Here is a 23,507-nt window from a genome sequence, read left to right on the forward strand (position 1 = left end):
TACTATGGTGAGGAATCGCGTGGCTGTTAATTCTGATATCCCTTTAGCTGTTTTTATTATTGGTGTGAAAGTGAATAAAATATGGGCTGTACATAAATGGCTGAAAAGTGTACTCGCAATGAAGCCGATGGTAGATGAGCTATACAAAAATAAAGAGGAATTAGGCTTCTATCACACAGAGTATTATCTCTCATGGCGTGGGGTGACGCTTGTTCAATATTGGAAGTCTAATGAAGCGATTATGGACTATTCAAAAGGAAAGAAGCATACTGAGGCATATAAACTGTTTTATAAGACGGCGGCAGCTTCTAACAGTCTAGGCATCTTCCATGAAGCCTACTCTATTGAGCCCAATCATTATCATTCGCTATATGTAAATATGCCTGAAGCGGGTCTTCTGAAGGCATTGGAAAAAAGCACATGAGCCATCGCTCACGTGCTTTCTTTTATGTTTGTTGATTTAAAACAATGTGGATGAGTGTATCAACTGCAATCGATAGAACTCCTTCACCATAGTCAAAAGCTGGATTATGGTGCGCTGCTGAGAGGTTAGAGCCATATAAAAGATAGGTAGCAAGGCCACCTTTTGCTTGAACACGCTCCATCATAAAGGTCGCATCCTCAGAACCGCCAATCTTTTCAAAAGAAGACGACACATGTTTAACATACTTACTTCCTTGTACAGACGATGAAATAATCTCACTCCAGATCTCATCAGATTGTGCGGAAATGCCTTTTCCCACTAATTCTGAAGTCACTTGAACCCCATGCATATCTGCTGAGGCTTTTAAAATTGTTAGAGCCTTTGTTGAAACATATTCATTTAACTCGTTGGTTTCACCACGTGTTTCAATTTCCATATAAGCTGTGTCAGCGATGATATTACGGCCATTGCCTGCGATGAGCTTACCGACATTCATTCTCGTAGCTCCAGCTGAGTGTCTGGCAATGCCATATAGCTGTGTGGCTGCAGTAGCTGCTGCAAACAAGGCATTTTGACCAGTCTCGGGGCTTGCTCCTGCATGAGAAGATACACCTGAGAACGTAACGTTGTACTTTGACGTTGCTAACGAAGAGGAGATACCAGGAACAATGGTTCCCACGGGCTGATCCATGATGTGCCCCGCTAAAAATAAGTCAGCTTGATCGAGCCATCCTTTTTCAACAATGGATTGAGCCCCTCGAACACCTTCTTCTGCCGGTTGGAAGATCAGAGTGTAGACTCCGGTTAACTCATCCTTTAAATCATGTAATAGATGAGCAACGCCAAGTCCTATTGAAGTATGTCCATCATGACCGCAGGCGTGCATCTGTCCATCATGACGAGAAGCAAATTGTTCTCTTACTGGAGCGTGCTCAGCATCTGGTGTTTCGTGAATAGGCAGGGCGTCGATATCAAACCTGAAGGCCATATGTTTACCTGGTTTGCCTGTGTCCAATTGAGCGACTACACCCGTATGGCTACCTTTCATCTTTTCAAGTAATTCAAGTGGGACTCCATTTTTTCGAGCACGGTCTAGGTGCCATTGGTCTTCTTCTTCAGTGGGAAGTCCCATTCGAGACACGGAGTCACTAACCTCTTTTCCTAGAAAAAGCTGAAAGGAGAGAGGGGTGAGTTTTTCTACGATATAAGCTGTCGTTTGATATTCGCACCATCCCAGCTCAGGAAATTGATGCAGATCTCTCCGCCATTCGGTTAGGAGGGGTTCAATTTTACTCACTTTATCAGATACATGTTGGTTAACAGTCATATGTCACAAGCCTTTCGTTATTTATTATTGATCTAGATACACACCGTTGCCTGGTCCGATAGGAATTCCAATTAGATTCCATGCGAGGAACATGACGATCCAAATAGCTAGAATGATAAGCGTGTACGGAAGCATTAGTGAAATAATAGAACCAAAACCAAAACGAGAATCATAACGTTTCATAAATCCAAGAACCATGATGACATAGGGATTCACAGGAGAAATATTATTGGTAACCGAATCTCCAATACGATATGCAAGCTGAGTAAAGGCCGGGTTGTAATCCAATAACATGAACAATGGAACGAATACGGGAGCCATTAATGCCCACTGTGCTGAACCACTTGAGATGACCAAGTTAATAATGGTGACCAAGAAAATAAAGGCAACCACAAGGCCCATACCTGTAAAGTTCACATCTTGCAGAAGCTCAGAGCTTGATATAGCAGAAATTGTGCTTAGGTTTGTCCAATTAAAATAACTGATGAATTGAGCAGCGGCGAAGATCAGGACTATATAACCCGACATGTCCTTCATGGCTTCTCCTATAAGAATTGGGACATCTGCACTCTTTTTAACAGTGCCTGCTGTTTTACCATATGCAACGGCTACAATGATAAAGAAAATTAAAATGATTGGAATGATATTATCTAAAAAAGGAGAGGGAATAATCGTTCCTTCATCACTCCGTAGAAACCCATTTGCAGGAATAATTAGAGAGGCTAATAGTACTACATAAAGACCACCAGCGATCAGTGCATTTCTAAGTCCTTTTAGTTCCTTTGAAGTAGGCTCCTGAACCTTTTCACTGATTACACCTGGATCCGCATAGGTAGGATCAAATGTCCCCAAACGAGGCTCAATAATCTTATCGGTAATAAAAGCACCTACAACCACTAGCATCACAACCGAGGCACTCATAAAGAACCAGTTATCCACGGGTGTCACAACAAAATCAGGAATAATTCCTTGTGCAGCTTCCGTTGTGATTCCTGATAGTAAGGCGTCGGTTCCAGCAATGATAAAATTTGCTGTGAATCCAACTCCAACCCCAGCAAAAGCGGCTGCCATTCCGACAATAGGGTGGCGTCCGATGGCATAATAGACCATACCGGCGAGAGGAGGAATAATAATCATCGCTGCATCTGAGGCGATGTTTCCAAGCACACCTGTAAAGATAATGGCATACGTAATGACGGATTTTGGTGCACGAATGATGGTTGTCTTCATAAATGTTTCAAAAAAACCAACCTTTTGTGCTAGTCCAATCCCAAACATCATAACAATCACGAGACCAAATGGAGCAAAGCCAGTGAAGTTTTCTAGCATAGATGAGAGCATAAATAGAACGCCCTCTTTGGATAGTAATGATTTAGCGACAATCTCTTCGTCCGTTGTTGGATGAATGACTGAGACATCAAATAAACTGACAACAAAGGAGATGAACATGAGGAAAACAGCTAAGTATATAAAAAGAATAAATGGATGGGGTAACTTATTTCCCAGTCTTTCAATTACATTTAGGCATTTTGAGAAAAAGCTCGGCTTCTCTTCTTGGATGGTAGACACGATTTGAACCTCCTATAATAAAAAAAGATAGTTAACGAACGTATGAAGGGCTGACCCCTTTTGGAATAGGGCAAATATAAGATTTTCCAGCAAGCTTAGACTGGTGTTCTTCTTTTGCTTTGCTAATAAGTTCAGGAGATTCAAAAAGTCTAATGGCCGTATCAGCCATGACTAACGATGCTTGCTTCATCCCTTTATAAGCAGCGGTACTCGCACCTTGTGTGACCATTTGCCATGTGTGAAAAGGTGTACCCGCAGTAAAACAAGTAGTGAAACACTGTACTGTTGGAGCAATCCAACTCACATCGCCTACATCAGTAGAGCCGATGTTTTTCCCTTTTTTTGTCGTTGTAGGGATTACGTCTTCAAGTAAATCTTTGTTCTTCATTGTATCTAGTAGATTTTTTTGGTCGTCGGGTAGCATGTCTTCAATATCTTTAAAGAAACCCGTTCGTTCTTCTTCTGTGATTGATGCTTGAATAGCCTTCGCATAAGAACGTTCTTCATCAGTATAGGAAACGGCAGGCACAGCTTGAAAAGCAGCAGTCATTTGTTCCTCAAGTACATGATTGCGAACATAATTAGAGCAGCCTTTCTCAAAGTGAATGTCAAAGGTCGTTTCAGTCATAAGAGCCGCTCCCTTGGCAATGTCTTGTACTCTTTTATATAAGGCATTCACTTGGCTAAGTTCTGGAGCGCGGATAAGGTACAGGACCTCTGCTTCAGCTTGGACAACATTAGGAGAGAGACCACCTGAATTCACAATCGCGTAATGGACCCGAGCTTCATCAATCATATGCTCCCGTAAATAGTTGACTCCCACATTCATCAGTTCAACAGCATCTAATGCACTTCTTCCTAGATGAGGACTCGCAGCAGCATGAGAAGCTTTTCCTTTGAAACGAAAGGAGACTTGATAATTAGCTAATGATTCAAATGCGAATAGGCTATTATAACTGCCTGGATGCCAAGTTATAGCTGTATCGATATCATCGAAAACTCCTTCACGCGCCATAAATGCTTTCCCTGAGCCACCTTCTTCTCCAGGACACCCATAAAATCGAACCGTACCAGGTAATTGATGCTTGTCTAGGTAGTGGCGAACAGCCACCGCTGAAGCGAGTGCTCCAGTACCTAGTAGATGATGACCGCAGCCGTGACCACTCTCACCTTCAAAAACAGGATCTTGATAGGATATGGAGGGTTTTTGACTTAGCTGAGACAAGGCGTCAAACTCTCCTAAAAAGGATACGACTGGAGATCCTGAACCGTAAGAGGCTGTGAACGCAGTTGAAAGACCGGCCACATTATAGTCGACCTCAAACCCTTCTTGTTCTAGTACCGAGCTTAGAAGCTTTGAAGATTCTTTTTCCTCGAAACGTAGCTCAGCAAGATTCCAAATCTGATGGGCGATGTCATCAAATAGAGGTTGTTTTCTGTCAATAATCGAACGAATAGTTTCAAACTCAGGCATGACAATTCTCCTTTATTACTTATTTAAGGACATATTAAAGACGTTAAATATTTCACTCATCATATGAGAATCGTTTTATCATTACAACTCTTTTGTAAGCATATCTCCCATAAGAGAATGTTTTTTGCCTATAATTATCAGCGTATGATATAAATGTATAAAAGAAGAGCAGGGGTGAGGTCAGATGCGTCGTATCGGAGTGCTTACAGCCTTTCATTCGCAGACATATATAGAGGAAGCAGTTAACGAACTAGATCATATAGAATTTATTTATCTACCGTATGAGCGTCCTTCACAAATTATAGAGTTATATAAAAAGTACGAGTATAAGGTGGATGGCTTTCTACTTAGTGGTATCTATACACAATCTGTTTTAATTCAAGAGTTCCAACAATTGCGAGTTCCTATCGTTTATTTGGATGTAAGCGAAGGTGATTTTTATCAAGAGTTATTTAATGTGGCTAGAGTAAGTGGGCTAAATTTAAATCGAGTGATAATTGATTTCTTAACGATAGAGAATAATTATATGGGATTAAAACAAATGGTTTCAAAAGAAGAGAGACCGTATATTTACAGTGACAATTTCACTGATTATCTACATGAAACAGTTTATGAAAACCTCATTCACTTTCACGTGTCTTTGTGGGAAAAAGGAGAAGTGGATCTCTCAATTACAAGAATGAGTAATGTGGTGGATGAACTTAAAAGTAGAGGAATTAATACATTGTTTCTTTTTCCTTCAGAGGGATCCATTCAACAAAGTGTGCAAACGCTTATTCATCAAATCCAAGAAAAAAAGCTCCAAAATAACCAGACTGTAGTCGGCCATATAACAGGCATACAAGAGCGAACCAATCAAATTCGAATCGAGTTGATTAAGCAATTCGAACAACAGTATGGATACTCATTTTTGATACATAACAACTACCCAGAGATTGAGATTATTACGACATTTGGGGAATTAAAACAAATAACAAATGATTTCACTAGTTGCTCTCTTTCTCTTTTTCTCACAGAACAGTTACAAGAGGAGTTACATGTCGGCTGGGGAACTGGTAAGTCATTGCATCAGGCAAGACTACATGCAGAAACGGCTAGCAGGCAGGAGATGGGTTCATACATCTTAACTGAATCAGATTTAATTGGTCCTATGCAAGGCAAGCCAAGTACGCTGAATAGAGATGTTCCTGCGGGGACTCAACTAATTAATATTAGTGAACAATCAGGTCTAACCATCTTACAATTACAAAAAATTCAAGCAGCTCTAATAAGGGGAGGGACAGATCTCATATCCTCTGAAGAATTAGCTTTTTATCTAAGTGTAACGATCCGAAGTGCAAATCGAATCTTAAAGAAATTAGAAGAAGCTAATTTGGCCAACGTGTCCCTAAAGAGGCAAGAACGACTTAGAGGTAGACCTAAGAAAATTTATAAGATAAACATATAAGAATATTTTTTCTGCACAGAAAGTGACGAATGAGGTTTAGGAAGCAATGACTTTATTTTAAATGTCCGCACTTATATCAAAGCAAAAAAGCGAACGGGTTTGATGTAACCCGTTCGCTTTTTGTTATGGATTATTCTTCAAATGGTACCCACCCACCGGCATTCATGATGACATTCCATAGTGGTTCAGGTAATACGTATTTTTCTTTTTCGCTCACTTTGATTACGGTTTGAATTTGGTTCTCTTGTCCGTTCTTAACTAAGTTCACCCAATTTGGTTCGACTAGCAACTCTCGTCCTAGAGCAACAAAATCCATGCCTTCTTCCTCCAATACAGCCACTGCTTCCCCTGGTGTATGAACGGAGCCTACACCTACGATAGGGACTAACTCTCCCACACGTTCATGTAGCAAGCTTAGTCTAGTTCTTGTTTCATCAGCACCTCTGCGTGCTTTTGAGTGAGCTTCCATTAAGGAAACATGCAGGTAATCTAACTCTTTTGCTGCTAGTGCATCGACTAATACAAACGTATCTTCCATTGTTAATCCTGGAGTTTCTGGTTCTTCAGGTGAGAAGCGGTATCCCACTAGGAAGTTTTCAGGTGCTTTTTCAGCTACTGCCTGTTTAACAGCATCTACAACGGCTAAAGGGAAGGCTAAACGATCAGCAGCCGTTTCTCCACCCCATGCATCAGATCTCTTGTTTGTATGTGGTGAGAAAAATTGTTGAATAAGATACCCATTTGCTCCGTGAATTTCTACGCCATCAAAGCCAGCCTCGATAGCTCGTGTAGTTGCTTCTCCAAATCCCTTGACGATCTCTTTGACTTCTTCGTCTGTAAGGGCTCGTGCACCTTTCTCGGGTATATCACTTGCACTCAAAACGTCTCCATTTGGGACTAATTCAGGTGGGCATTGAACACCCCCATGATGAATTTGAATAACGGCTTTAGATCCTTTTTTATGGATGGTTTCCGCCAGCTTTTTTAATCCTGGTAAGTGAGTGTCCAGATTAATACCAGGCTGACCAGGGAAAGCTTTTCCGTTTGCGGTAACATTTGCACAGGCGGTAATGACGACACCTGGACCTTCAGAGCGAGCTTCAATAAATGTCAGCTCTTGCTCAGAAATACTCCCATCCTCCTTTGAACTGTAATGCGTCATGGGTGCAATCATAATGCGATTGTCTACTTTAACTCCACTTTTAAAGGTAAAAGGGTTAAAAAGCGATGTATAAGCTGAATTCATTTTCAGTGTCCTTCTTTCCATTTATAAATTGAATAGCTTTGATCAGTTTAGTTATATATTCATCCATCCGCAATTATTCTGCTCACATAGTAAGTAAATATGACAAAGTACATGCTTATTTTTAAAGATACCCTTCATTTATCGAGGGTCTTTGCATAGGATAAAACACCTGAAAGAGAGACTGTGTATACGATTGAACAATACAAGCATTAGTCAATCAGGTGGAGGTGAGATAGATGAAGCTTGAAATAAAGGAAGTAGGTAAAGTATTTCAAAAGGGTGGAACCTTCACAGAGGTCCTTAAACCTACAAGTATTCAAATAGATAAAGGTACCTTCGTAAGTGTTGTCGGGCCAAGTGGGTGCGGGAAGTCCACTCTCTTTAATATTATTGCTGGACTAACTAAACCATCTTCTGGAGATGTCTTGGTCGATGGTAGGAGTATTCTAAATCAAAATGGCCAAGTTGGTTATATGCTGCAAAAAGATTTGCTCTTACCATGGAGGTCGATTATTCATAACATCATTCTTGGTCTGGAGATAAAAGGAATGAACAAAAAATCAGCGATTGCTCAGGCAATGCCCTTATTAGAACGCTATGGCTTAAAGGGTTTTGAGCATCACTTTCCGGCTGAGCTTTCGGGAGGAATGAGACAACGTGCAGCGTTACTACGAACATTTTTATATGACGCTGAGATTATGTTGCTAGATGAACCGTTTGCTGCTCTGGATGCCCAGACAAAGGGACAGATGCAGTCGTGGCTGTTAAGAATGTGGGAGGACGTAGAGAAAACCATTATGTTTGTGACACATGATATTGATGAAGCTCTATTCTTATCAGATACCATTTATGTTCTTTCCGCAAGGCCAGGTTCAGTGAAGGCAGTTCTCTCAGTCGAACTTGAGCGACCTCGTTCGCGAGACGTATTACTGACAACCGAATTCTTAGAGATGAAACGAACGCTCTTTAATTTACTAGCTCAAGAGGAGAAGGAGGAGGAGCAAAGTGAAGGTGGTGAAAGAAAAGGGACATAAGGCAGGTGATGACCAAGAAAGTAAAAGTAGACGATTCTCACTGTACACACTGTTATGGCGATGTTTAATAGGAATTCTTTTAATAGTGGGATGGGAAGCAGGCGTACGACTAGGGATAGTGGATCAATACTATTGGAGCTCTCCAACTACCATTGTTGAAAAGGGTTGGTTCCAGCTTACCCAAAGTACGTTAATTCAAGATTTACTTTTTACATCAGGAGCTACCATTTATGGCTTTATACTCGGGACTGTGATTGGCGCAATCATTGGTCTATCCTTCTGGTGGTCAAAGCTTTATGCAGCAATTAGTGAACCGTATTTAGTAGCCTTTAATGCCATTCCAAAATTAGCATTGGCACCTGTCTTGGTGATTTTAATAGGAATCGGTTTTTCCTCCAAAGTCGTTCTCGCCTTCAGTATGACAGTCATTGTGACGGCACTCGCTGCTTACAGTGGGGTAAAGCAAATTGATCCAGATATGGAGAAGCTCCTCTACACACTTGGGGCAAAGAGATATCATGTTTTCTTCAAGGTGGTGGTTCCCTCTTCATTACCTTGGATTATAAGCAGCCTTCGCATTAATATCGCCTTAGCATTGGCAGGTACAATTGTTGGTGAATTTATTGCATCCCGTGAAGGAATCGGTCGGATGATTTTATATGCAGGGCAAATTTTAGATATCGATCTTGTATGGGTAGGCGTAACGGTTCTTTCTTTTCTGGCGTTGTTTATGTATTGGTTCGTGGGGATAATTGAACGTTGGCTACTAAAAAAAATTGGGCAACAAATATAAGGAGGCAGAGAATCTCAATGCGAACTCAAAATATGAAGATAAAAATAGGTATGATGACAGCCCTTATCTGCGGACTCATTGTAACGGGTTGTAGTGGCGGTGGGGGCGATGAGACAGAATTGAAAAAAGTATCTATAGCAGAGCCTGCACATTTGACGGGTTATCTCCCTCTATATATCGCCATCCATGAAGGTTATTTTGCAGAAGAGGGACTAGAAGTAGAGATGGTGACGGCTGCTGGAGGGGCACATGTTACAACACTTGTTAGCGGAGAAGTATGGGGGAATATTGCTGGACCAGACTCAAACGAACTCGCCAATGATGGAAGCAGTGATCCTATCGTTGCCGTAGCAAACGTTGTGAACCGGGCTAATGTCTATCTAATGGCGGAAAAAGGGGAGCAGCCTGAGGATGACAGTGAAGAGGCACTAGCTGATTTTATAAAAGGTAAAAACATTGCAGCAAGCCGTTATGGTGGTAGTCCAAACTTACTGACTCGATCCTTATTTATTGATCTAGGCATTGATTTAGAAGAAGATGTGATCTTGGAAGAACCAGCGGATGTAACAGCAGTGCTTGCTTTAGTTGAACAAGGGAAATCTCAAATTGCCAATGGAGCAGAACCAACCATTACAGAGGGGATCAACAAGGATGTGTGGGGTGAACCATTTTTTGGATTCCCATCCCTTGGAGATTATCCATACTCTGTTGTGAGTGTGAAGCAATCGACCATTGAAGAAGATCCAGAACTAGTAGAAGGTTTTGTTCAAGCCGTTCTCCGAGGACTTGAAACCGTTTATGATGACCCGGAATTAGCAGAAGAAGTGCTGCGTAAGGAATTCCCTACCTTAAGTGATGAGCAAGTTGAAGCGACGCAAAATAGGGCGTACGAAGATGAACATTGGAGTAAGGATGGCATCATCACAGAAGAAGCATTAGCAAAAACGATGGATGTTCTAAAGAAAACAGGGATCTATGACGAACCATATTCATATGAAAAAATGGTCGATATGCAATTTGTTGAGGGAGAGTAAGCAAGAGAGTAGGTTTAGGTCGAAATGGACGCTCTGAGGAGCAATCTATTTCGTCTTTTTTTATTTGTGTAGGAGGATCGTAGGGCTGCTTAGTGAGGGGGCGGTCGTGCTAAATTCGGCGAAGTGCTTATTCTGTCTACCAAAGCTCTTAATTACGGTACGTACCTCTTGCTAATCCTCTCTGTCTCTTCATTCACATTAGATTCCTCTTCACAAACGCCAGCTTGTATTCCACTTGGTAAACCAAATTGAACACATGTTTTCGAATATCTATTATAATAGACTGTTTACTAATGTTCGGTTTTGTTTGATAATGGAGAGATAAAGTAAGCTGAAGGAGAATAGAGATGCTTCCATTAGAACGCCACGAGAAAATACTTGCCTATTTAGATAAACATAAAGCACTTAAGGTATCGGTCGTAAGTGAGTTGCTTCAAGTCACTGAAAAAACGGTTCGTCTTGATTTAGAGGAGCTTGAGAAACGAAACTTATTGCAACGGGTGCATGGTGGGGCCGTTTTACGAAAGGATACAAGACGTTTGTTCCCTGAAAAGGAACGACAATCAAGTCACCAAAAGAAGAAATCAGACATTGCATCAAAGGCATTAGATTTAATTGGACCAAATGAGGTCATTTTATTAGATGGAGGAAGTACAACCTATGCCTTAGCTGAATTGTTAGGAGCATTTCCAGTTACCGTAATCACTAATGATATTGAGATTGCACATAATTTATATGCGAAGGAAAAAGTTCAATTAATGATGCTAGGAGGCTCTCAGCTGGGAGCAACTACCTCATTATTTGGCAAACAAACAATCGAAGCATTGTCACAGCTTTATGTGAACCGATTATTCCTCGGTACTACGGGGGTCTCGATTACACAAGGATTGTCTGTCTTAAATAGCTTTCATTACGACTGGAAAAGTACTGTGATTAAGCGAGCTAAACATGTCACACTACTTGCGGATTCAACAAAATTTGAACAAGTGGGTTTAATGAAATTCGCAGAACTTGATGAACTTGATGAAATTATTACGGATTCTGAGCTTGATCGCAGTATCCTCAATCAATTCACAGACCTTAAGTGCAGAATCGTTTTAGCTTAAATATGAGCGTTGTAGTGAAAGCGCAATCATGATATAATCAAACCAAATCGAACGAGTTCGAACAATTATAGTCTTTAATTCTTTGAAAGCGTTCATATATTAAAGGAGAGATTGTACATGATCACTACTGGTAAAGCGTTTATTCATGATGACTTCCTTTTAACAAACGAACCTGCAAAAAGACTGTATCACGAATATGCAAAGGATCAACCAATCTTAGATTATCACTGTCACGTGTCTCCACATGAAATAGCTGAGGATCGCAGGTATAACAATATTGCAGAAGTATGGCTTCATGGAGATCACTATAAGTGGCGTGGCATGCGTGCATTGGGAATTGATGAGTCCTATATTACTGGGGAAAAAAGTGATAAGGATAAATTCCTAAAGTGGGCTTCTGCTATCCCTCATACTATGGGTAACCCTTTGTACCATTGGACTCACCTAGAACTGAAACGTTATTTTGGTGTGGATGAACTATTAAATGAACAATCTGCTGAACGAATTTGGACTCAAGCAAATGAACGTCTGCAGGATGATGATATGAGTACGAGAGGAATTATTAATCAATCAAATGTAACGGTTATTTGTACAACAGATGATCCGATTGATTCGTTGGAATCACATAAAAAAATAGCTGCTGAGAACGGTGACTTTAAAACCAAGGTTTATCCTGCTTTCCGTCCCGATAAAATACTTGCAGTAAAAACAGACACATTTGTTGGATATATAGAGAAGCTAAGTGCCGCAAGTGGTTTAGAGATTCAAACGTTTAGCCAGGTGCTTAGGGCATTGGAAAAGCGGGCGGATGTATTCCATGAAGCTGGATGCCGATTATCAGACCACGGCATTGACACGATTCCATTTAAAGAAGCGACACAGGCGGAAGCGGAGGCTGTATTCGAGAAGGCACTTAACGGGTCTTCTATTACACCAGAAGAAGAGCTTTCTTATCAGGCGTATACCATGCAATTCCTCGGCCGTCTTTATTATAAGCTTGGATGGACGATGCAGCTTCATTTAGGTGCAGCTCGAAACAACAATACGAGAATGTTTAATCAACTCGGGCCAGATACAGGCTTTGACTCAATGGGTGACGCCCCTATGGCTCAATCACTAAATGGTTTCTTGAATGAGCTTGATCGAACAGACGAACTACCAAAATCTATTATTTATACAGTGAACCCTATATATAATGAAGTAATTGCTTCAGCAATTGGAAACTTCCAATCTAGTGGCGCGCGTGGGAAGATCCAGTTTGGTTCAGGCTGGTGGTTTAATGATCAAAAAGACGGCATGATTAAACAACTGAAGGATCTTTCTAACATCGGACTTTTAAGTACGTTTGTTGGTATGCTGACTGACTCGAGAAGTTTCCTATCTTATACAAGACATGAATATTTCCGTCGAGTTCTATGTGATCTAGTAGGTAGCTGGATTGCTGCGGGGGAAGCACCTGAAGATTATGAGTGGATTGGCGCGATGATTGAAAATGTTTGCTACAACAATGCAGAACGGTATTTTGAGTTTGCCTAAAAGAATGAAAAGGTCTGCCACTTACGTTGCGACAGACCTTTTTTCACTTATCTACTCTAAAATGCGTTGTGGCCACTGGCCAGCCCAGGCATAACCATATCTTCGTTCCTGCTCAACGTCCATGATGTCATAGCGGACAATACCGTCACGGCCGGAGAAGATAGGACGATTCGTTCCTATTTCATAAAATCTAGCCCACGTGTCTGTGCCTGCATCATCAAAGAAATGGGGCTCAGTTTGTCTTTCGTATCTAGTATCCGTTAACGTAGCTTCTTCAAACCAATCAAGTGCATAATTGATAGAAGCTGTGACTTCTGGTGTTGGATTCGGGCGTGCCTGTAACCATTCAACAATGCTGACTGATTCATCTCCCGAGATAGATACATGTTCATAAGCACGACCTGGCATAGGCTCGTACGTAGTTGGATCATGCTGCTGGCACCATGCAGTTGGTGTTCCGTTTACCACAATTTGTGATTGAAGGATATAGTCAAGTCCACCATCGATAGCAGCTTCTAGTTCAGACTGGAGATTATTATTTAAGAAATCGCCATTAAATGGAGCTTCTTGGTGTAAGACTTGTTCAAGTAGTTCTAATACGTTGATCATCGCACGGTCATTAAAGGTCACGTAATTTGAATACCAAACAGAACTCGAAGGATCTGACCCTCGCTCGGGATAGACCTGGCTAATTCCGCCATTTTCAGATTGTAGCTTAAAGAGAAAATCAATCCCGGCATAAGCACTATCTAGAAAACGTTGGTCACCTGTTAGTTGATAGGCTTCAGCAACAACGAGTATTTCTGATACGGTTGCATCATTATCAACCGTTCCGAGATCTTGCCCATTGGATTGCCAGACAGATTTTGATTCACTACCATTCCAATCGCGTGTGTAAATTTCGGGCTTATCCTTAGTCCAGCCACCATGGTCCATTTGCCATGTAAGAAGGTGTTCAGCTTGAGTAACGACAGAGTTTGCTTTCACGTCTGAGGTGGAGAACAATCCTACTAAAATAAAGAAGATGAGAAGCGGAGAAAAGCATAGTGCCTTTTTCATACAATCACTCCTTTTTATTATTTTACGTGCTGAAACTCTACAGCCCTCCTTCTGACCGTGGTATAATATACATGTTTAGAAAGCGCTTTCATATATCAATTCTACCTTTATATGGATTGATAAAACAATAGTAAATGGTCAATTGAAAGATACGTATACTTGGGAAAAAATCTGAGTTTTATGAGAGGGGCACAGAAATGGATCATATTATTGTTCATACTCAAGATCATGTTATTGTCGTTCTTCGAGATTATCAGCAGGGTGAAGTGATTCAGCTAGATGACCAGTCAATAACACTTAAAGAAGACGTGAAGCGAGGCCACAAAGTAGCATTACAAGACCTTAAAACAGGTGTTGCCATTCACAAGTATGGTTTTCCAATAGGTTATGCAACTGTAGATATTAGTCAAGGCTCTTGGGTGCATACTCACAATACAAAAACAACGCTAGAGGGCACACTTAATTATACATTCCAACCAAATGAAGTGGCTGTTAGCACAGCTGAACAGCTAGCGCCTCGTACGTTCCAAGGATATGTTCGGAAAAATGGAGACGTAGGAATCAGGAATGAAATTTGGATCGTGAATACAGTAGGCTGTATTAATAAAACCGCGGAAGTATTAGCACGACAAGGTGATAGTATGGGCTTTGACGGGGTGGATGCGGTGTCGCATTTCCCGCATCCATTTGGCTGTTCGCAGCTTGGAGATGATTTGCAAGCTACACAAAAAATTCTAAGTAATCTTGTGGCTCATCCGAATGCAGCAGGAGTACTAGTATTAGGTCTTGGCTGTGAGAACAATTATATAGAAGCGTTTAAAAAAGTAATTGGCGATTATGATGCAGAACGCGTGAAGTTTTTGAGTGTTCAACAAGTAGAAGATGAGCTGGAGAAAGGTATGGAGCTTATTGAAGAGCTTGCCACTTACGCAGGGACATTCCAAAGAGAAACATTACCTATTTCAAAATTAAAAGTAGGGTTAAAATGTGGTGGATCGGATGGATTATCTGGAATTACGGCTAACCCTTTAGTTGGGGTGTTCTCTGATAAATTAATTGCTCATGGTGGCTCGACCGTTTTAACAGAAGTACCTGAGATGTTTGGAGCTGAGACGATTCTTATGGAACGTGCAGCTGATGAAGAGGTCTTTACAGGCATCGTTGATATGGTCAATGGATTTAAGGATTACTTTATTCGTCACGACCAGGTCGTCTACGAAAACCCTTCACCAGGCAATAAGGATGGAGGCATTACAACTCTCGAAGAAAAATCACTAGGCTGTGTACAAAAAGGTGGATTTGCTCCTGTAGTTGATGTACTTCCTTATGGAGGTCGAGTGAAGAAAAATGGATTAAGCCTTCTTCAAGGTCCAGGAAATGACTTGGTTTCTGTGACCGCCCTAGCTGCATCTGGGGCTCATATCGTGTTGTTTACAACAGGACGTGGCACTCCATTTGGAGGTCCAGTTCCAACAGTGAAGATGTCTACCAATACACCATTGTTTGAAAGAAAGAAAAATTGGATCGATTTTAATGCGGGTGAGCTAGTACAAGATAAGAACATGGAAGAGCTATCAGATGAGTTGTTGGATTATGTGTTAAATCTAGCTTCTGGTGATGTTCGTACACACAATGAACGACATGGTTTTAAAGAAATTGCCTTATTTAAAGATGGCGTTATTTTATAGGAGAGAGGTTGATTAGTCATGGAGTGGAAGAGTCTTACGAAGGAACATCTAGAAAAGCAGCCAAACAAAGAAGAGAGAGAAACGATCGTTCAAGTAGGCGAGGGAAATTTTCTGCGAGGTTTTGTTGATTGGATGATTCATCAGTTAAATGAACAAGGATTATATAATGGGAAAGTGGTTGCCATTCAGCCAACTCCCCATGGGAAAGTAGTACCTAAGCTTAATGCACAGGATGGTTTGTATACCACCATTCTTAGGGGAGTAGAAGGTGGAGAAACAGTTAATCGAGCTGAGCTAATTGAGTCGATTTCAAGAGGTATTGATCCGTATCATAATTGGTCAGAAGTACTTGAAGTCGCTCGCTCTCCTTATATTGAATTCATGTTCTCTAATACAACAGAAGCTGGGCTGACGTATAGTAAAGAAGACTTTAATGTAGATAGCTCTCCTCTTTCATATCCTGGAAAGGTTGTTGCTTTTTTATATGAAAGATTCAAAACCTTTGATGGTGATGCGTCTAAAGGAATAACGTTAATTCCTTGTGAACTAGTCGAAGGAAATGGAGATCTCCTAAAAGAGATTGTGTCTAAAATTATGGATGATTGGAAGCTGCCAACTGAGTTTAAAGAGTGGGTTGTAGAACATAACCGGTTCTGTAACACACTTGTGGACCGAATTGTTACAGGGTTTCCAAGAGGAGAAGAAGAAGTATTTAGAGACAGATTAGGCTATGACGATATCCTTTTAACTGTGGGTGAGCCATACCATTTATTCGTAATTGATGCTCCAAAAGAAGTATCGGAACAACTTCCATTTCACAAGGCTGGATTAAATGTTAAATGGGGAGATACGGCTCCATATCGTGAGCTAAAGGTAAGATTGTTAAATGGAGCTCACACAATGATGTTTGCGACATGTTATTTAGCTGGAGTTGATACCGTGTACCAGGCGTTAACGGATGAAGAGTTGACGACCTTCACAAAGGATGGTCTGTTTAATGAAATCCTGCCAACGGTTCAAGCAGACAAAGAGGAGAAGGATCAGTTCGCTGCATCAGTCATTGAACGATTCAGCAACCCATTCTTAGAGCATCAATTGACTGACATTGGTATGAATCCACTGTATAAATTTAAAACGAGAGTCGTACCAAGCTTATTGGCGTATGTGGATCAGAATAACGTATTACCTCGTAAGCTATCAGTAAGTCTTGCTGCGTTGCTTGTGTATACTAAACCTGTTGGAAGAGAAGGTGCTTTCTTGGCTGGTGATCGAGGTGGCACAAGCTATGTCATCCGTGATAATGAAGCGACACTAGCTCTTCTTGAACGTGTATGGGGCCAATATGATTCAAGTGAACTGACACTGGAGCAGGCTGTGCAAATACTGTTGTCAGAAGAAGACATTTGGGGAACAAATCTATCGGACATTCAAGGGTTAACGGATTCCGTTTCTCATGATATTGATGTCATTCAAACCCAGGGTATCAGAGTACTCATTACTCGATAAATTAGAAAGACCTTAACCCATTACGTATGGTTAAGGTCTTTATTCTATTCTATTAAGATGATTGTTGATTAGGAATATCTGTATTAAGATTGGAATATACAGGATAAGACTTTAAGGACGAGAAGGTGTGATTGATGGACCTATTATTTGGTGCTATTTTTTCTTTATTGTGATGCTCGCCTTTAATGCATTTGGATACTTTGGTTTTCTAAGAGGTGAAAAGGGAGTGAGCAAAACTAGGTGGTTTACATTATCTGTAGTAATCACTTGTATCTTTGTAGGCATCGCTCTAATTTCAGGTCTCATTTTTGAACATCCAGTTGATTAACCAACTGGATGTTTTGTTTTATTTATTTATCTGTCCATCATGTGTTGTTAAGACGTGATATAAATCAGGACGACGATCTCTGAACAATCCCCATTCAACGCGCTGTGCTTCGAGTTGTTTCAAATCAAACTCTGCATATAAAATGTCTTCTGTATCTCTACTTGCTTCTTCAATCAGGTTACCTGTAGGACCAGCAATAAAGGAGGATCCATAAAACGTAATCGTCGAATCATCATCATGTTCGACTCCAATACGGTTAGAGGCAATAACAGGCATAAGATTTGTTGCGGCGTGGCCAAGCATACATGTCTGCCAATGCTGCTTGCTATCTACACTTGAATCTTCCGGTTCAGAGCCGATTGCGGTTGGATACAATAGAATCTCAGCTCCTTGCAAAGCCATCGCACGTGCGGCTTCTGGAAACCACTGATCCCAACAAATTCCGACGCCGACTTTTCCAACTCTAGTGTTCCATACTTTGAACCCGGTATCGCCAGGAGTGAAGTAGTATTTCTCTTCATAGCCAGGACCATCTGGGATGTGACTCTTACGATAAACCCCAAGAATCTCACCATCTGCATCGATCATCGCAACAGAATTATATCGAGCTGTATTTTTTTTCTCATAAAAGCTGATTGGTAAAACAACAGACAATTCTTTAGCTAGTTGTCTAAAGTGTTTAATGGCAGGGTTTTCTTCCAAGCTGGTTGCATAAGCGTAATACTCCGCTTTCTCCTTTTGACAGAAGTAAGGAGTTTCAAACAACTCCTGCAGCAAGATCAGGTTCGCTCCATTTTCTGCTGCTTCTCGTACGATACGGTCCGCTTTATCTATATTCTTCTGAATATCAGTGTGGCAACTCATTTGCGTAGCTGCGACTTTTAGTTGGCTCATTTGTTCTTCCCTTCTGCGGGTACCTGCTGCGTTGTGCAGTGTACATTTCCGCCCTCTTGAATAACGGCCATTCCATCAATTGTACGAATCGTACGTTCAGGAAAAGCTTTCTGTAGAATTTCCTCTGCTTTTTTATCAAAGTCTGTTGCGTCGCCACCAAATACAGGAAGAATTAACCCATCATTGACTAGATAGAAGTTAATATAGCTTAATGTCAGGCGCTGCCCCTCAACTTCGCGGTAAGGAGGTTGCTCAATTTGGATAATTTCAAATGATCGTCCAGTGGCATCTGTTTCTTTTCTTAGTATGTCAAGATGCTCCTGACTCCTTGCATAGTTAACATCCTCCGGGTCGTTACACACTTGGATAATAACTTTTCCAGGCGCTGCAAAACAGGCAACATTATCGATATGCCCATCTGTTTCGTCCCCATCTAGACCAAGTGGAAGCCATACAATTTTACTCAAGCCCAACAAAGGTTTTAAGTGTTCTTCTACATCCTTTTTAGTTAAATGAGGATTTCGGTTTGGGTTAAGCAAGCATTCTTCTGTCGTTAGTAAGGTACCTTCACCATCTACATGAATGCTCCCACCTTCTAGGATAAGAGGAGCATCTATGACAGGTACCTTCATAAAGGAAAGAAGAGCTGGAGCCACCTCGTCATCAAGGTCCCAAGGTTCGTACTTTTCACCCCAAGCATTAAACCCCCAGTTCACTCCAAAAAGCTGATGATGATCATCTCTAACAAAAGTTGGGCCATTATCTCGTAGCCACGCATCATTGTGAGGAAGAGAAATGAGTTCAACTGATGCATGGGTGAAGCGGGGTGCTACGTTCGCCTCATCATCAGGATTTACGACTAACAAAACCGGTTCAAACTCACTAATTGCTAGAATTAGCTCCTCGTACCCGGCGCACACCTTGTTATAGTTCTCTGGATAGACTAAGGAATCTTTTACTGGCCAAGCTAACATTGTTCTTGCATGTGGTGACCATTCAGCAGGCATTCTATATTGTTTTTCAGACATGGATATTCACTCGTTTTCTTTAGTTATTTTTTCTCGCTTTATCATACTCTACTTGGCTCAATAAATAAATAATAGGACAGAATTCGTCCTATTTTTGGCTATTTGAACACGAAAAAAAGATAATCACTAAATTTTGATATATTATGTGAAAATATGTTGACTTTGAAAATGACATTCATTATCATTTAAACTAATGATATTGATTCTCATTTTCGTTAGGATGATGATAGATTGAGAAAAATACTAGGAATGATAGCGGGATTATGTGTAATGGCTGGATGTCAGGCAAGTGCTGATTATACGCCGAACCCATCAGAAGAGACGGTTCTTCAGGTTTCAGACTTCACCGATCGAACAGTCTCTTTTCAACAGACACCAAGTCGCATCGCTGTTCTTGGTAACGGAGAGCTAGAGATGGTCTATGCACTGGGCGAAGAAGTTGTTGGGCGTCCAACAAGTAAGGATCCAGCGATTGTAACAGAAGCAGAGGACGTTTCTCAGGTGGGCACATCTCATGAGGTTGATTTAGAGAGGTTGACCTATGTGCAGCCTGATTTAGTAATGGCGAATGCACCGATGAATGAGAAAGACATTCCTGTCATTGAAGGCTTAGGAGCAGAGGTTCTCTTAACTTCAGCTAATGGGATTGAAGATATTCAAGATCAACTGGCTTTGTTGGGTGAAGTGCTTCAAAAGGAAGAGAATGCGCAGATTTTAATTGAAGAGATTGATCAAAAGATTGCAGACCTCCAAAATTCAGAACCAGAGGAGAAACCAAAAGTACTGCTTGTGTATGGTGCGCCTGGTTCTAACATGGCAGCCTTGCCAAATTCATTGGCTGGAGACATTTTAGAAAAGGCCGGAGGAGAAAATGTTGCTGCACAATTTGAAAGCTTAGAAACCTTTCCTCAATATGCTCAGCTAAATTCAGAGCGAATTGTTGAAGCGGATCCTGATTATATCTTCTTTATGGCGCATGGTGATCCAGCAAGTGCTCAGGAAGGGTTTATTAAAGAGATGGAACAGCATTCAGCCTGGTCTGAATTGTCTGCTGTGAAACATGATCACTTGTCTATCCTACCTTCAGAGTTATTTGGAACAAATCCAGGAACGCGCATTATTGATTCTCTTGACTATATGCGAGCTGAACTGGAAGAAGCGATGAGCGAATGAGTGAGTGGACGCTTCAAAAACGAACGAGAAGACGTAAACAAACGGCGATCTTTTTGCCTCTATTTTTCCTTGTATCAGCCGTTGGAGGACTTGCCTTAGGGGCTGTTGTTATTTCACCACAGGAGATCTGGGCTATCATGTTGGGAAATAACGAGTCATTGGGTCATACGATTCTCTTAAATGTCCGACTACCACGTTTAATATTAGCGACGCTTGCAGGGGCATGCTTAGCAGCAGCGGGTGCTATCCTGCAAGGAGTTATGCAGAATCCTTTGGCGGATCCAAGTATTATTGGGGTTACAGCCGGAGGAGGTCTTGCCGCTAGTCTTGCTATGGTTGCCATTCCCCAGATAGGCTATCTGCTACCAGTCCTCTCCTTTGGCGGCGCTTTCTTAACAGCGTTGCTTATCTACCTGTTTGCCTGGGATAAAGGTGCATCTCCACTGAAGATTATCCTTGCAGGAGTGGCTATTAACGCCTTACTTGGAGCAGTTCAAAGCGGCATTATGATTCTGTACAGTGATCGTGTTCAATCGGTTCTTCCATGGCTTGCAGGTGGGTTTCAAGGAAGAGGCTGGTATCACGTTGAGTTTGTTTTACCATATGCGGTCATTGGTTTAGTGCTTGCCTTGCTAGCCATTCGTCCTATCAATCTACTATTGCTAGGAGATGAAGCGGCACGATTACTCGGTACTCCTGTTGAAGGGTTCAGGCTTTTACTTATCATGCTCGCAGCATTACTCGCTGGTGCAGCGGTGAGCGTTGCCGGTTTGGTAGGATTTGTTGGATTAGTTGTGCCTCATATGATTCGGCTATTAATAGGTGGAGATTATCGATTATTACTGCCATTTTCAATGATTGGAGGTGCAGCACTAGTGATGTTCACAGATACGATTGCTAGAACAGCATTTGATCCGATTGAGCTTCCTGTTGGTATATTGCTAGCTTGCATGGGGGCACCATTCTTTCTTGTTTTACTTAAGAAAAGGGGGCTCTTGTTTTGACAGCTATTCAAGCAGAATCGCTTCACTTCAGACAGGGTGCCTTTCAACTGGATGATGTTTCATTACACATCCCAACTGGAAGTATGACAGCGATTATTGGCCCAAATGGGTCTGGTAAGTCCACATTGCTAAGGCTAGTGGCTCAGTTACTTAAGTTGGAATCAGGAACCATTGAAGTGAATCAAAAGGACATCACGACTTATAAACGAAAAGAGTTTGCTAGAACCTTGGCTATGATGACACAATCCCATGATGCAATTCCTGCAATTACTGTAGCGGAGTTCATTGCCTATGGGCAGTATCCTTACAGTGATTTTGGATCAAATAAACATAAACAAACGGATGCAATCGATTGGGCGCTTCAGGTTACGGGTTTAACAAAGTGGCGCGATCGAATGGTTCATACTTTATCTGGAGGTGAGAAACAGAGGGCACGAATCGCACTGGCACTGGCGCAGCAAACAAATATTATCCTCTTAGACGAGCCGACAACATTTTTAGATATTACCCATCAGTTTGAGTTGATGAACCTACTAGAGGAAATCAATCAAACCCATAATAAGACAATTGTTATGGTACTTCATGAATTGCAGCAGGCAGCTGCCTACTGCCATCAACTGATTGTCATGAAACAGGGTCGCATTACAGCTGTAGGTGAACCTGAACAGGTGTTAACCGAAGATCTTTTATCAAAGGTATATCAATTAGAAGCAAGCGTACGTTTTGAACAAAACTACCCAATTATCATTCCAAGGAGGAATAAAACATGATTATTGTTGCAAACAAAACCATTATTAAAAAAGGTGAAGGACACAAACTAGTAGATCGATTTAATAAAGTAGGAAAGATTGAGAATGCGAGAGGGTTCCTAGGACTAGAAGTACTAGTGAACAGTAAACCAAAGGAAAATGATGAAGTGACAATTAGCACTCGCTGGGAAGAAAAGGAACACTTTCACGCATGGACAGCTAGTGATTCATTCAGAGAAGCTCATTCCGGGAAAAATGCTCGACCTGATTATATCCTCGGTAACGAAATTGAATTTTATAATGTAGAGATTGTTAGAATGCCGATTGCCCAAGCTCAATAGATCGTTAAGGGGGTGAGTAGAGATTCATTAGACAAAGGGAGGAAAAAAGAATGAAGGTAACAAGCAAAATTAGTTTGATGACGATCGTTATGCTATTAATCACTCTTTTAGTAACCGGTCCAGGTCAAGCCCATGCTCAATTAGAAGATGGGACGTATACAATTAGCTACACGGTGATGCACGGACAAGATCCTTCGGCATCAATTGCCAATGATTATTGGGAGAAGCCAGCTACTTTGTATGTGGAGAACGGAGAAATAACTGCAGAGATGGGCCTAAACCACAGTTCGTGGATAGTGGAGTTTCAAACAGCACGTAATGGAGGATTCTCGGATGTCTCTGTTATTTCGGTTAATGAACAAGCAGATACTAGTGTGACTCAATTTCCGATTAACGGAATAAGCGACATGACTGAAGCAAAAATTCACGTCATTGTACCAGATATTGATTACGATCATAGCTATACCATTCGTTTTGACTTTGATGAGACCACACTTACTTCAACTGGTGGAAATTCAGAAGATGATAAGAAGGAAGAAACAAACGAGGACAGCAAAGAAGACGGCGAGTTGCTGGGAACAACTCAACCGTCCGATGACAATAAACAGACCACTGATCAGAGTGAAAGCAAAACAAGCGAGAAGAACCCGCAAACCAGCGATCAAACGCCGGTGTTTTTGCTTATGAGTCTTGCCATTGTCAGTGCTATTGTACTCCTTCGTAAACGAGTTACACAAGTCTAATTCT

The 23,507-nt window shown here is 41.3% G+C and carries 22 protein-coding genes; 15 read left to right on the forward strand and 7 right to left on the reverse strand.

The window, feature by feature from the left end:
- The first annotated feature begins 4 nt into the window (after positions 1-4).
- On the forward strand, positions 5-424 hold the full coding sequence (locus J2S05_RS12375; RefSeq protein ID WP_306983226.1) for a DUF4188 domain-containing protein: 420 nt from the start codon (positions 5-7) through the stop codon (positions 422-424).
- A gap of 22 nt (positions 425-446) precedes the next feature.
- On the opposite strand, the gene J2S05_RS12380 is transcribed toward J2S05_RS12375, so the two are convergent.
- The 3 genes from J2S05_RS12380 to J2S05_RS12390 are packed head-to-tail and all read right to left on the reverse strand — an operon-like array spanning position 447 to position 4,794.
- A complete protein-coding gene (locus tag J2S05_RS12380) occupies positions 447-1,751 on the reverse strand; it encodes an amidohydrolase (protein ID WP_306983227.1) in 1,305 nt (434 codons plus the stop codon).
- 24 nt (positions 1,752-1,775) lie between these two features.
- On the reverse strand, positions 1,776-3,320 hold the full coding sequence (locus J2S05_RS12385; RefSeq protein ID WP_306983228.1) for an AbgT family transporter: 1,545 nt from the start codon (positions 3,318-3,320) through the stop codon (positions 1,776-1,778).
- 31 nt (positions 3,321-3,351) lie between these two features.
- The gene (locus J2S05_RS12390) at positions 3,352-4,794 is read right to left on the reverse strand and encodes a M20 family metallopeptidase (protein ID WP_306983230.1); all 1,443 of its coding nucleotides are present in this window, start codon (positions 4,792-4,794) and stop codon (positions 3,352-3,354) included.
- Between the two features lie 184 nt (positions 4,795-4,978).
- Here J2S05_RS12390 and J2S05_RS12395 point away from each other — a divergent pair, with 184 nt between their 5' ends.
- On the forward strand, positions 4,979-6,241 hold the full coding sequence (locus J2S05_RS12395) for a LacI family DNA-binding transcriptional regulator (RefSeq protein ID WP_306983232.1): 1,263 nt from the start codon (positions 4,979-4,981) through the stop codon (positions 6,239-6,241).
- Between the two features lie 130 nt (positions 6,242-6,371).
- On the opposite strand, the gene J2S05_RS12400 is transcribed toward J2S05_RS12395, so the two are convergent.
- Complete coding sequence (locus tag J2S05_RS12400) at positions 6,372-7,487, reverse strand: NADH-dependent flavin oxidoreductase (protein WP_306983234.1); 1,116 nt, start codon at positions 7,485-7,487, stop codon at positions 6,372-6,374.
- Positions 7,488-7,723: 236 nt separating this feature from the next.
- Here J2S05_RS12400 and J2S05_RS12405 point away from each other — a divergent pair, with 236 nt between their 5' ends.
- The 5 genes from J2S05_RS12405 (at position 7,724) to uxaC (ending at position 12,990) form a co-directional block, all read left to right on the forward strand.
- The gene (locus tag J2S05_RS12405) at positions 7,724-8,521 is read left to right on the forward strand and encodes an ABC transporter ATP-binding protein (protein ID WP_306983236.1); all 798 of its coding nucleotides are present in this window, start codon (positions 7,724-7,726) and stop codon (positions 8,519-8,521) included.
- Positions 8,493-9,314, forward strand: coding sequence for an ABC transporter permease (locus tag J2S05_RS12410; protein ID WP_306983238.1), 822 nt, complete (start codon positions 8,493-8,495; stop codon positions 9,312-9,314). The genes J2S05_RS12405 and J2S05_RS12410 overlap by 29 nt, the downstream gene beginning before the upstream one ends.
- A 17-nt stretch (positions 9,315-9,331) precedes the next feature.
- Positions 9,332-10,348 carry an ABC transporter substrate-binding protein gene (locus J2S05_RS12415; RefSeq protein ID WP_306983240.1) on the forward strand — a complete coding sequence of 339 codons (1,017 nt, stop codon included), beginning with the start codon at positions 9,332-9,334 and terminating at the stop codon, positions 10,346-10,348.
- Between the two features lie 347 nt (positions 10,349-10,695).
- A complete protein-coding gene (locus J2S05_RS12420; RefSeq protein WP_306983241.1) occupies positions 10,696-11,454 on the forward strand; it encodes a DeoR/GlpR family DNA-binding transcription regulator in 759 nt (252 codons plus the stop codon).
- A 117-nt stretch (positions 11,455-11,571) separates the two neighbouring features.
- Complete coding sequence (gene uxaC, locus J2S05_RS12425) at positions 11,572-12,990, forward strand: glucuronate isomerase (RefSeq protein ID WP_306983243.1); 1,419 nt, start codon at positions 11,572-11,574, stop codon at positions 12,988-12,990.
- 51 nt (positions 12,991-13,041) lie between these two features.
- Here uxaC and pelA read toward each other — a convergent pair whose 3' ends face one another.
- On the reverse strand, positions 13,042-14,049 hold the full coding sequence (pelA, locus tag J2S05_RS12430) for a pectate lyase (RefSeq protein ID WP_306983245.1): 1,008 nt from the start codon (positions 14,047-14,049) through the stop codon (positions 13,042-13,044).
- 197 nt (positions 14,050-14,246) lie between these two features.
- Here pelA and J2S05_RS12435 point away from each other — a divergent pair, with 197 nt between their 5' ends.
- The 3 genes from J2S05_RS12435 (at position 14,247) to J2S05_RS12445 (ending at position 17,571) form a co-directional block, all read left to right on the forward strand.
- Complete coding sequence (locus tag J2S05_RS12435) at positions 14,247-15,737, forward strand: UxaA family hydrolase (protein ID WP_306983246.1); 1,491 nt, start codon at positions 14,247-14,249, stop codon at positions 15,735-15,737.
- A gap of 18 nt (positions 15,738-15,755) precedes the next feature.
- Entirely contained in the window at positions 15,756-17,243 is a 1,488-nt protein-coding gene (locus J2S05_RS12440) for a tagaturonate reductase (protein WP_306983248.1), read from the forward strand.
- Between the two features lie 127 nt (positions 17,244-17,370).
- Complete coding sequence (locus J2S05_RS12445; RefSeq protein WP_306983250.1) at positions 17,371-17,571, forward strand: hypothetical protein; 201 nt, start codon at positions 17,371-17,373, stop codon at positions 17,569-17,571.
- Positions 17,572-17,589: 18 nt separating this feature from the next.
- Here J2S05_RS12445 and aguB read toward each other — a convergent pair whose 3' ends face one another.
- Together aguB and J2S05_RS12455 are read right to left on the reverse strand one after the other, a co-directional pair.
- Entirely contained in the window at positions 17,590-18,465 is an 876-nt protein-coding gene (gene aguB, locus J2S05_RS12450; RefSeq protein ID WP_306983253.1) for an N-carbamoylputrescine amidase, read from the reverse strand.
- A complete protein-coding gene (locus J2S05_RS12455) occupies positions 18,462-19,499 on the reverse strand; it encodes an agmatine deiminase family protein (RefSeq protein ID WP_370873644.1) in 1,038 nt (345 codons plus the stop codon). Before J2S05_RS12455 ends, aguB begins: the two co-directional genes overlap by 4 nt.
- Positions 19,500-19,724: 225 nt before the next feature.
- On the opposite strand from J2S05_RS12455, the gene J2S05_RS12460 reads away from it, so the two are divergent.
- From J2S05_RS12460 to isdC, 5 genes are read left to right on the forward strand one after another with little or no spacing between them, the layout of a single operon-like run.
- Positions 19,725-20,666 (forward strand): ABC transporter substrate-binding protein, encoded by a 942-nt coding sequence (locus J2S05_RS12460; protein ID WP_306983257.1) that lies wholly within the window; start codon positions 19,725-19,727, stop codon positions 20,664-20,666.
- Positions 20,663-21,670, forward strand: coding sequence for a FecCD family ABC transporter permease (locus J2S05_RS12465; RefSeq protein WP_306983259.1), 1,008 nt, complete (start codon positions 20,663-20,665; stop codon positions 21,668-21,670). Before J2S05_RS12460 ends, J2S05_RS12465 begins: the two co-directional genes overlap by 4 nt.
- On the forward strand, positions 21,667-22,440 hold the full coding sequence (locus J2S05_RS12470; protein ID WP_306983261.1) for an ABC transporter ATP-binding protein: 774 nt from the start codon (positions 21,667-21,669) through the stop codon (positions 22,438-22,440). The genes J2S05_RS12465 and J2S05_RS12470 overlap by 4 nt, the downstream gene beginning before the upstream one ends.
- Complete coding sequence (gene isdG, locus J2S05_RS12475) at positions 22,437-22,760, forward strand: heme oxygenase (protein WP_306983262.1); 324 nt, start codon at positions 22,437-22,439, stop codon at positions 22,758-22,760. The genes J2S05_RS12470 and isdG overlap by 4 nt, the downstream gene beginning before the upstream one ends.
- Before the next feature lie 50 nt (positions 22,761-22,810).
- Positions 22,811-23,503: a heme uptake protein IsdC gene (gene isdC / locus J2S05_RS12480; protein WP_306983264.1), complete on the forward strand. Its 693-nt coding sequence runs from the start codon at positions 22,811-22,813 to the stop codon at positions 23,501-23,503.
- The last annotated feature ends 4 nt before the right edge of the window (positions 23,504-23,507 follow it).

It is taken from the genome of Alkalicoccobacillus murimartini (genome assembly GCF_030813245.1).
Classification (GTDB): domain Bacteria; phylum Bacillota; class Bacilli; order Bacillales; family Bacillaceae_D; genus Alkalicoccobacillus; species Alkalicoccobacillus murimartini.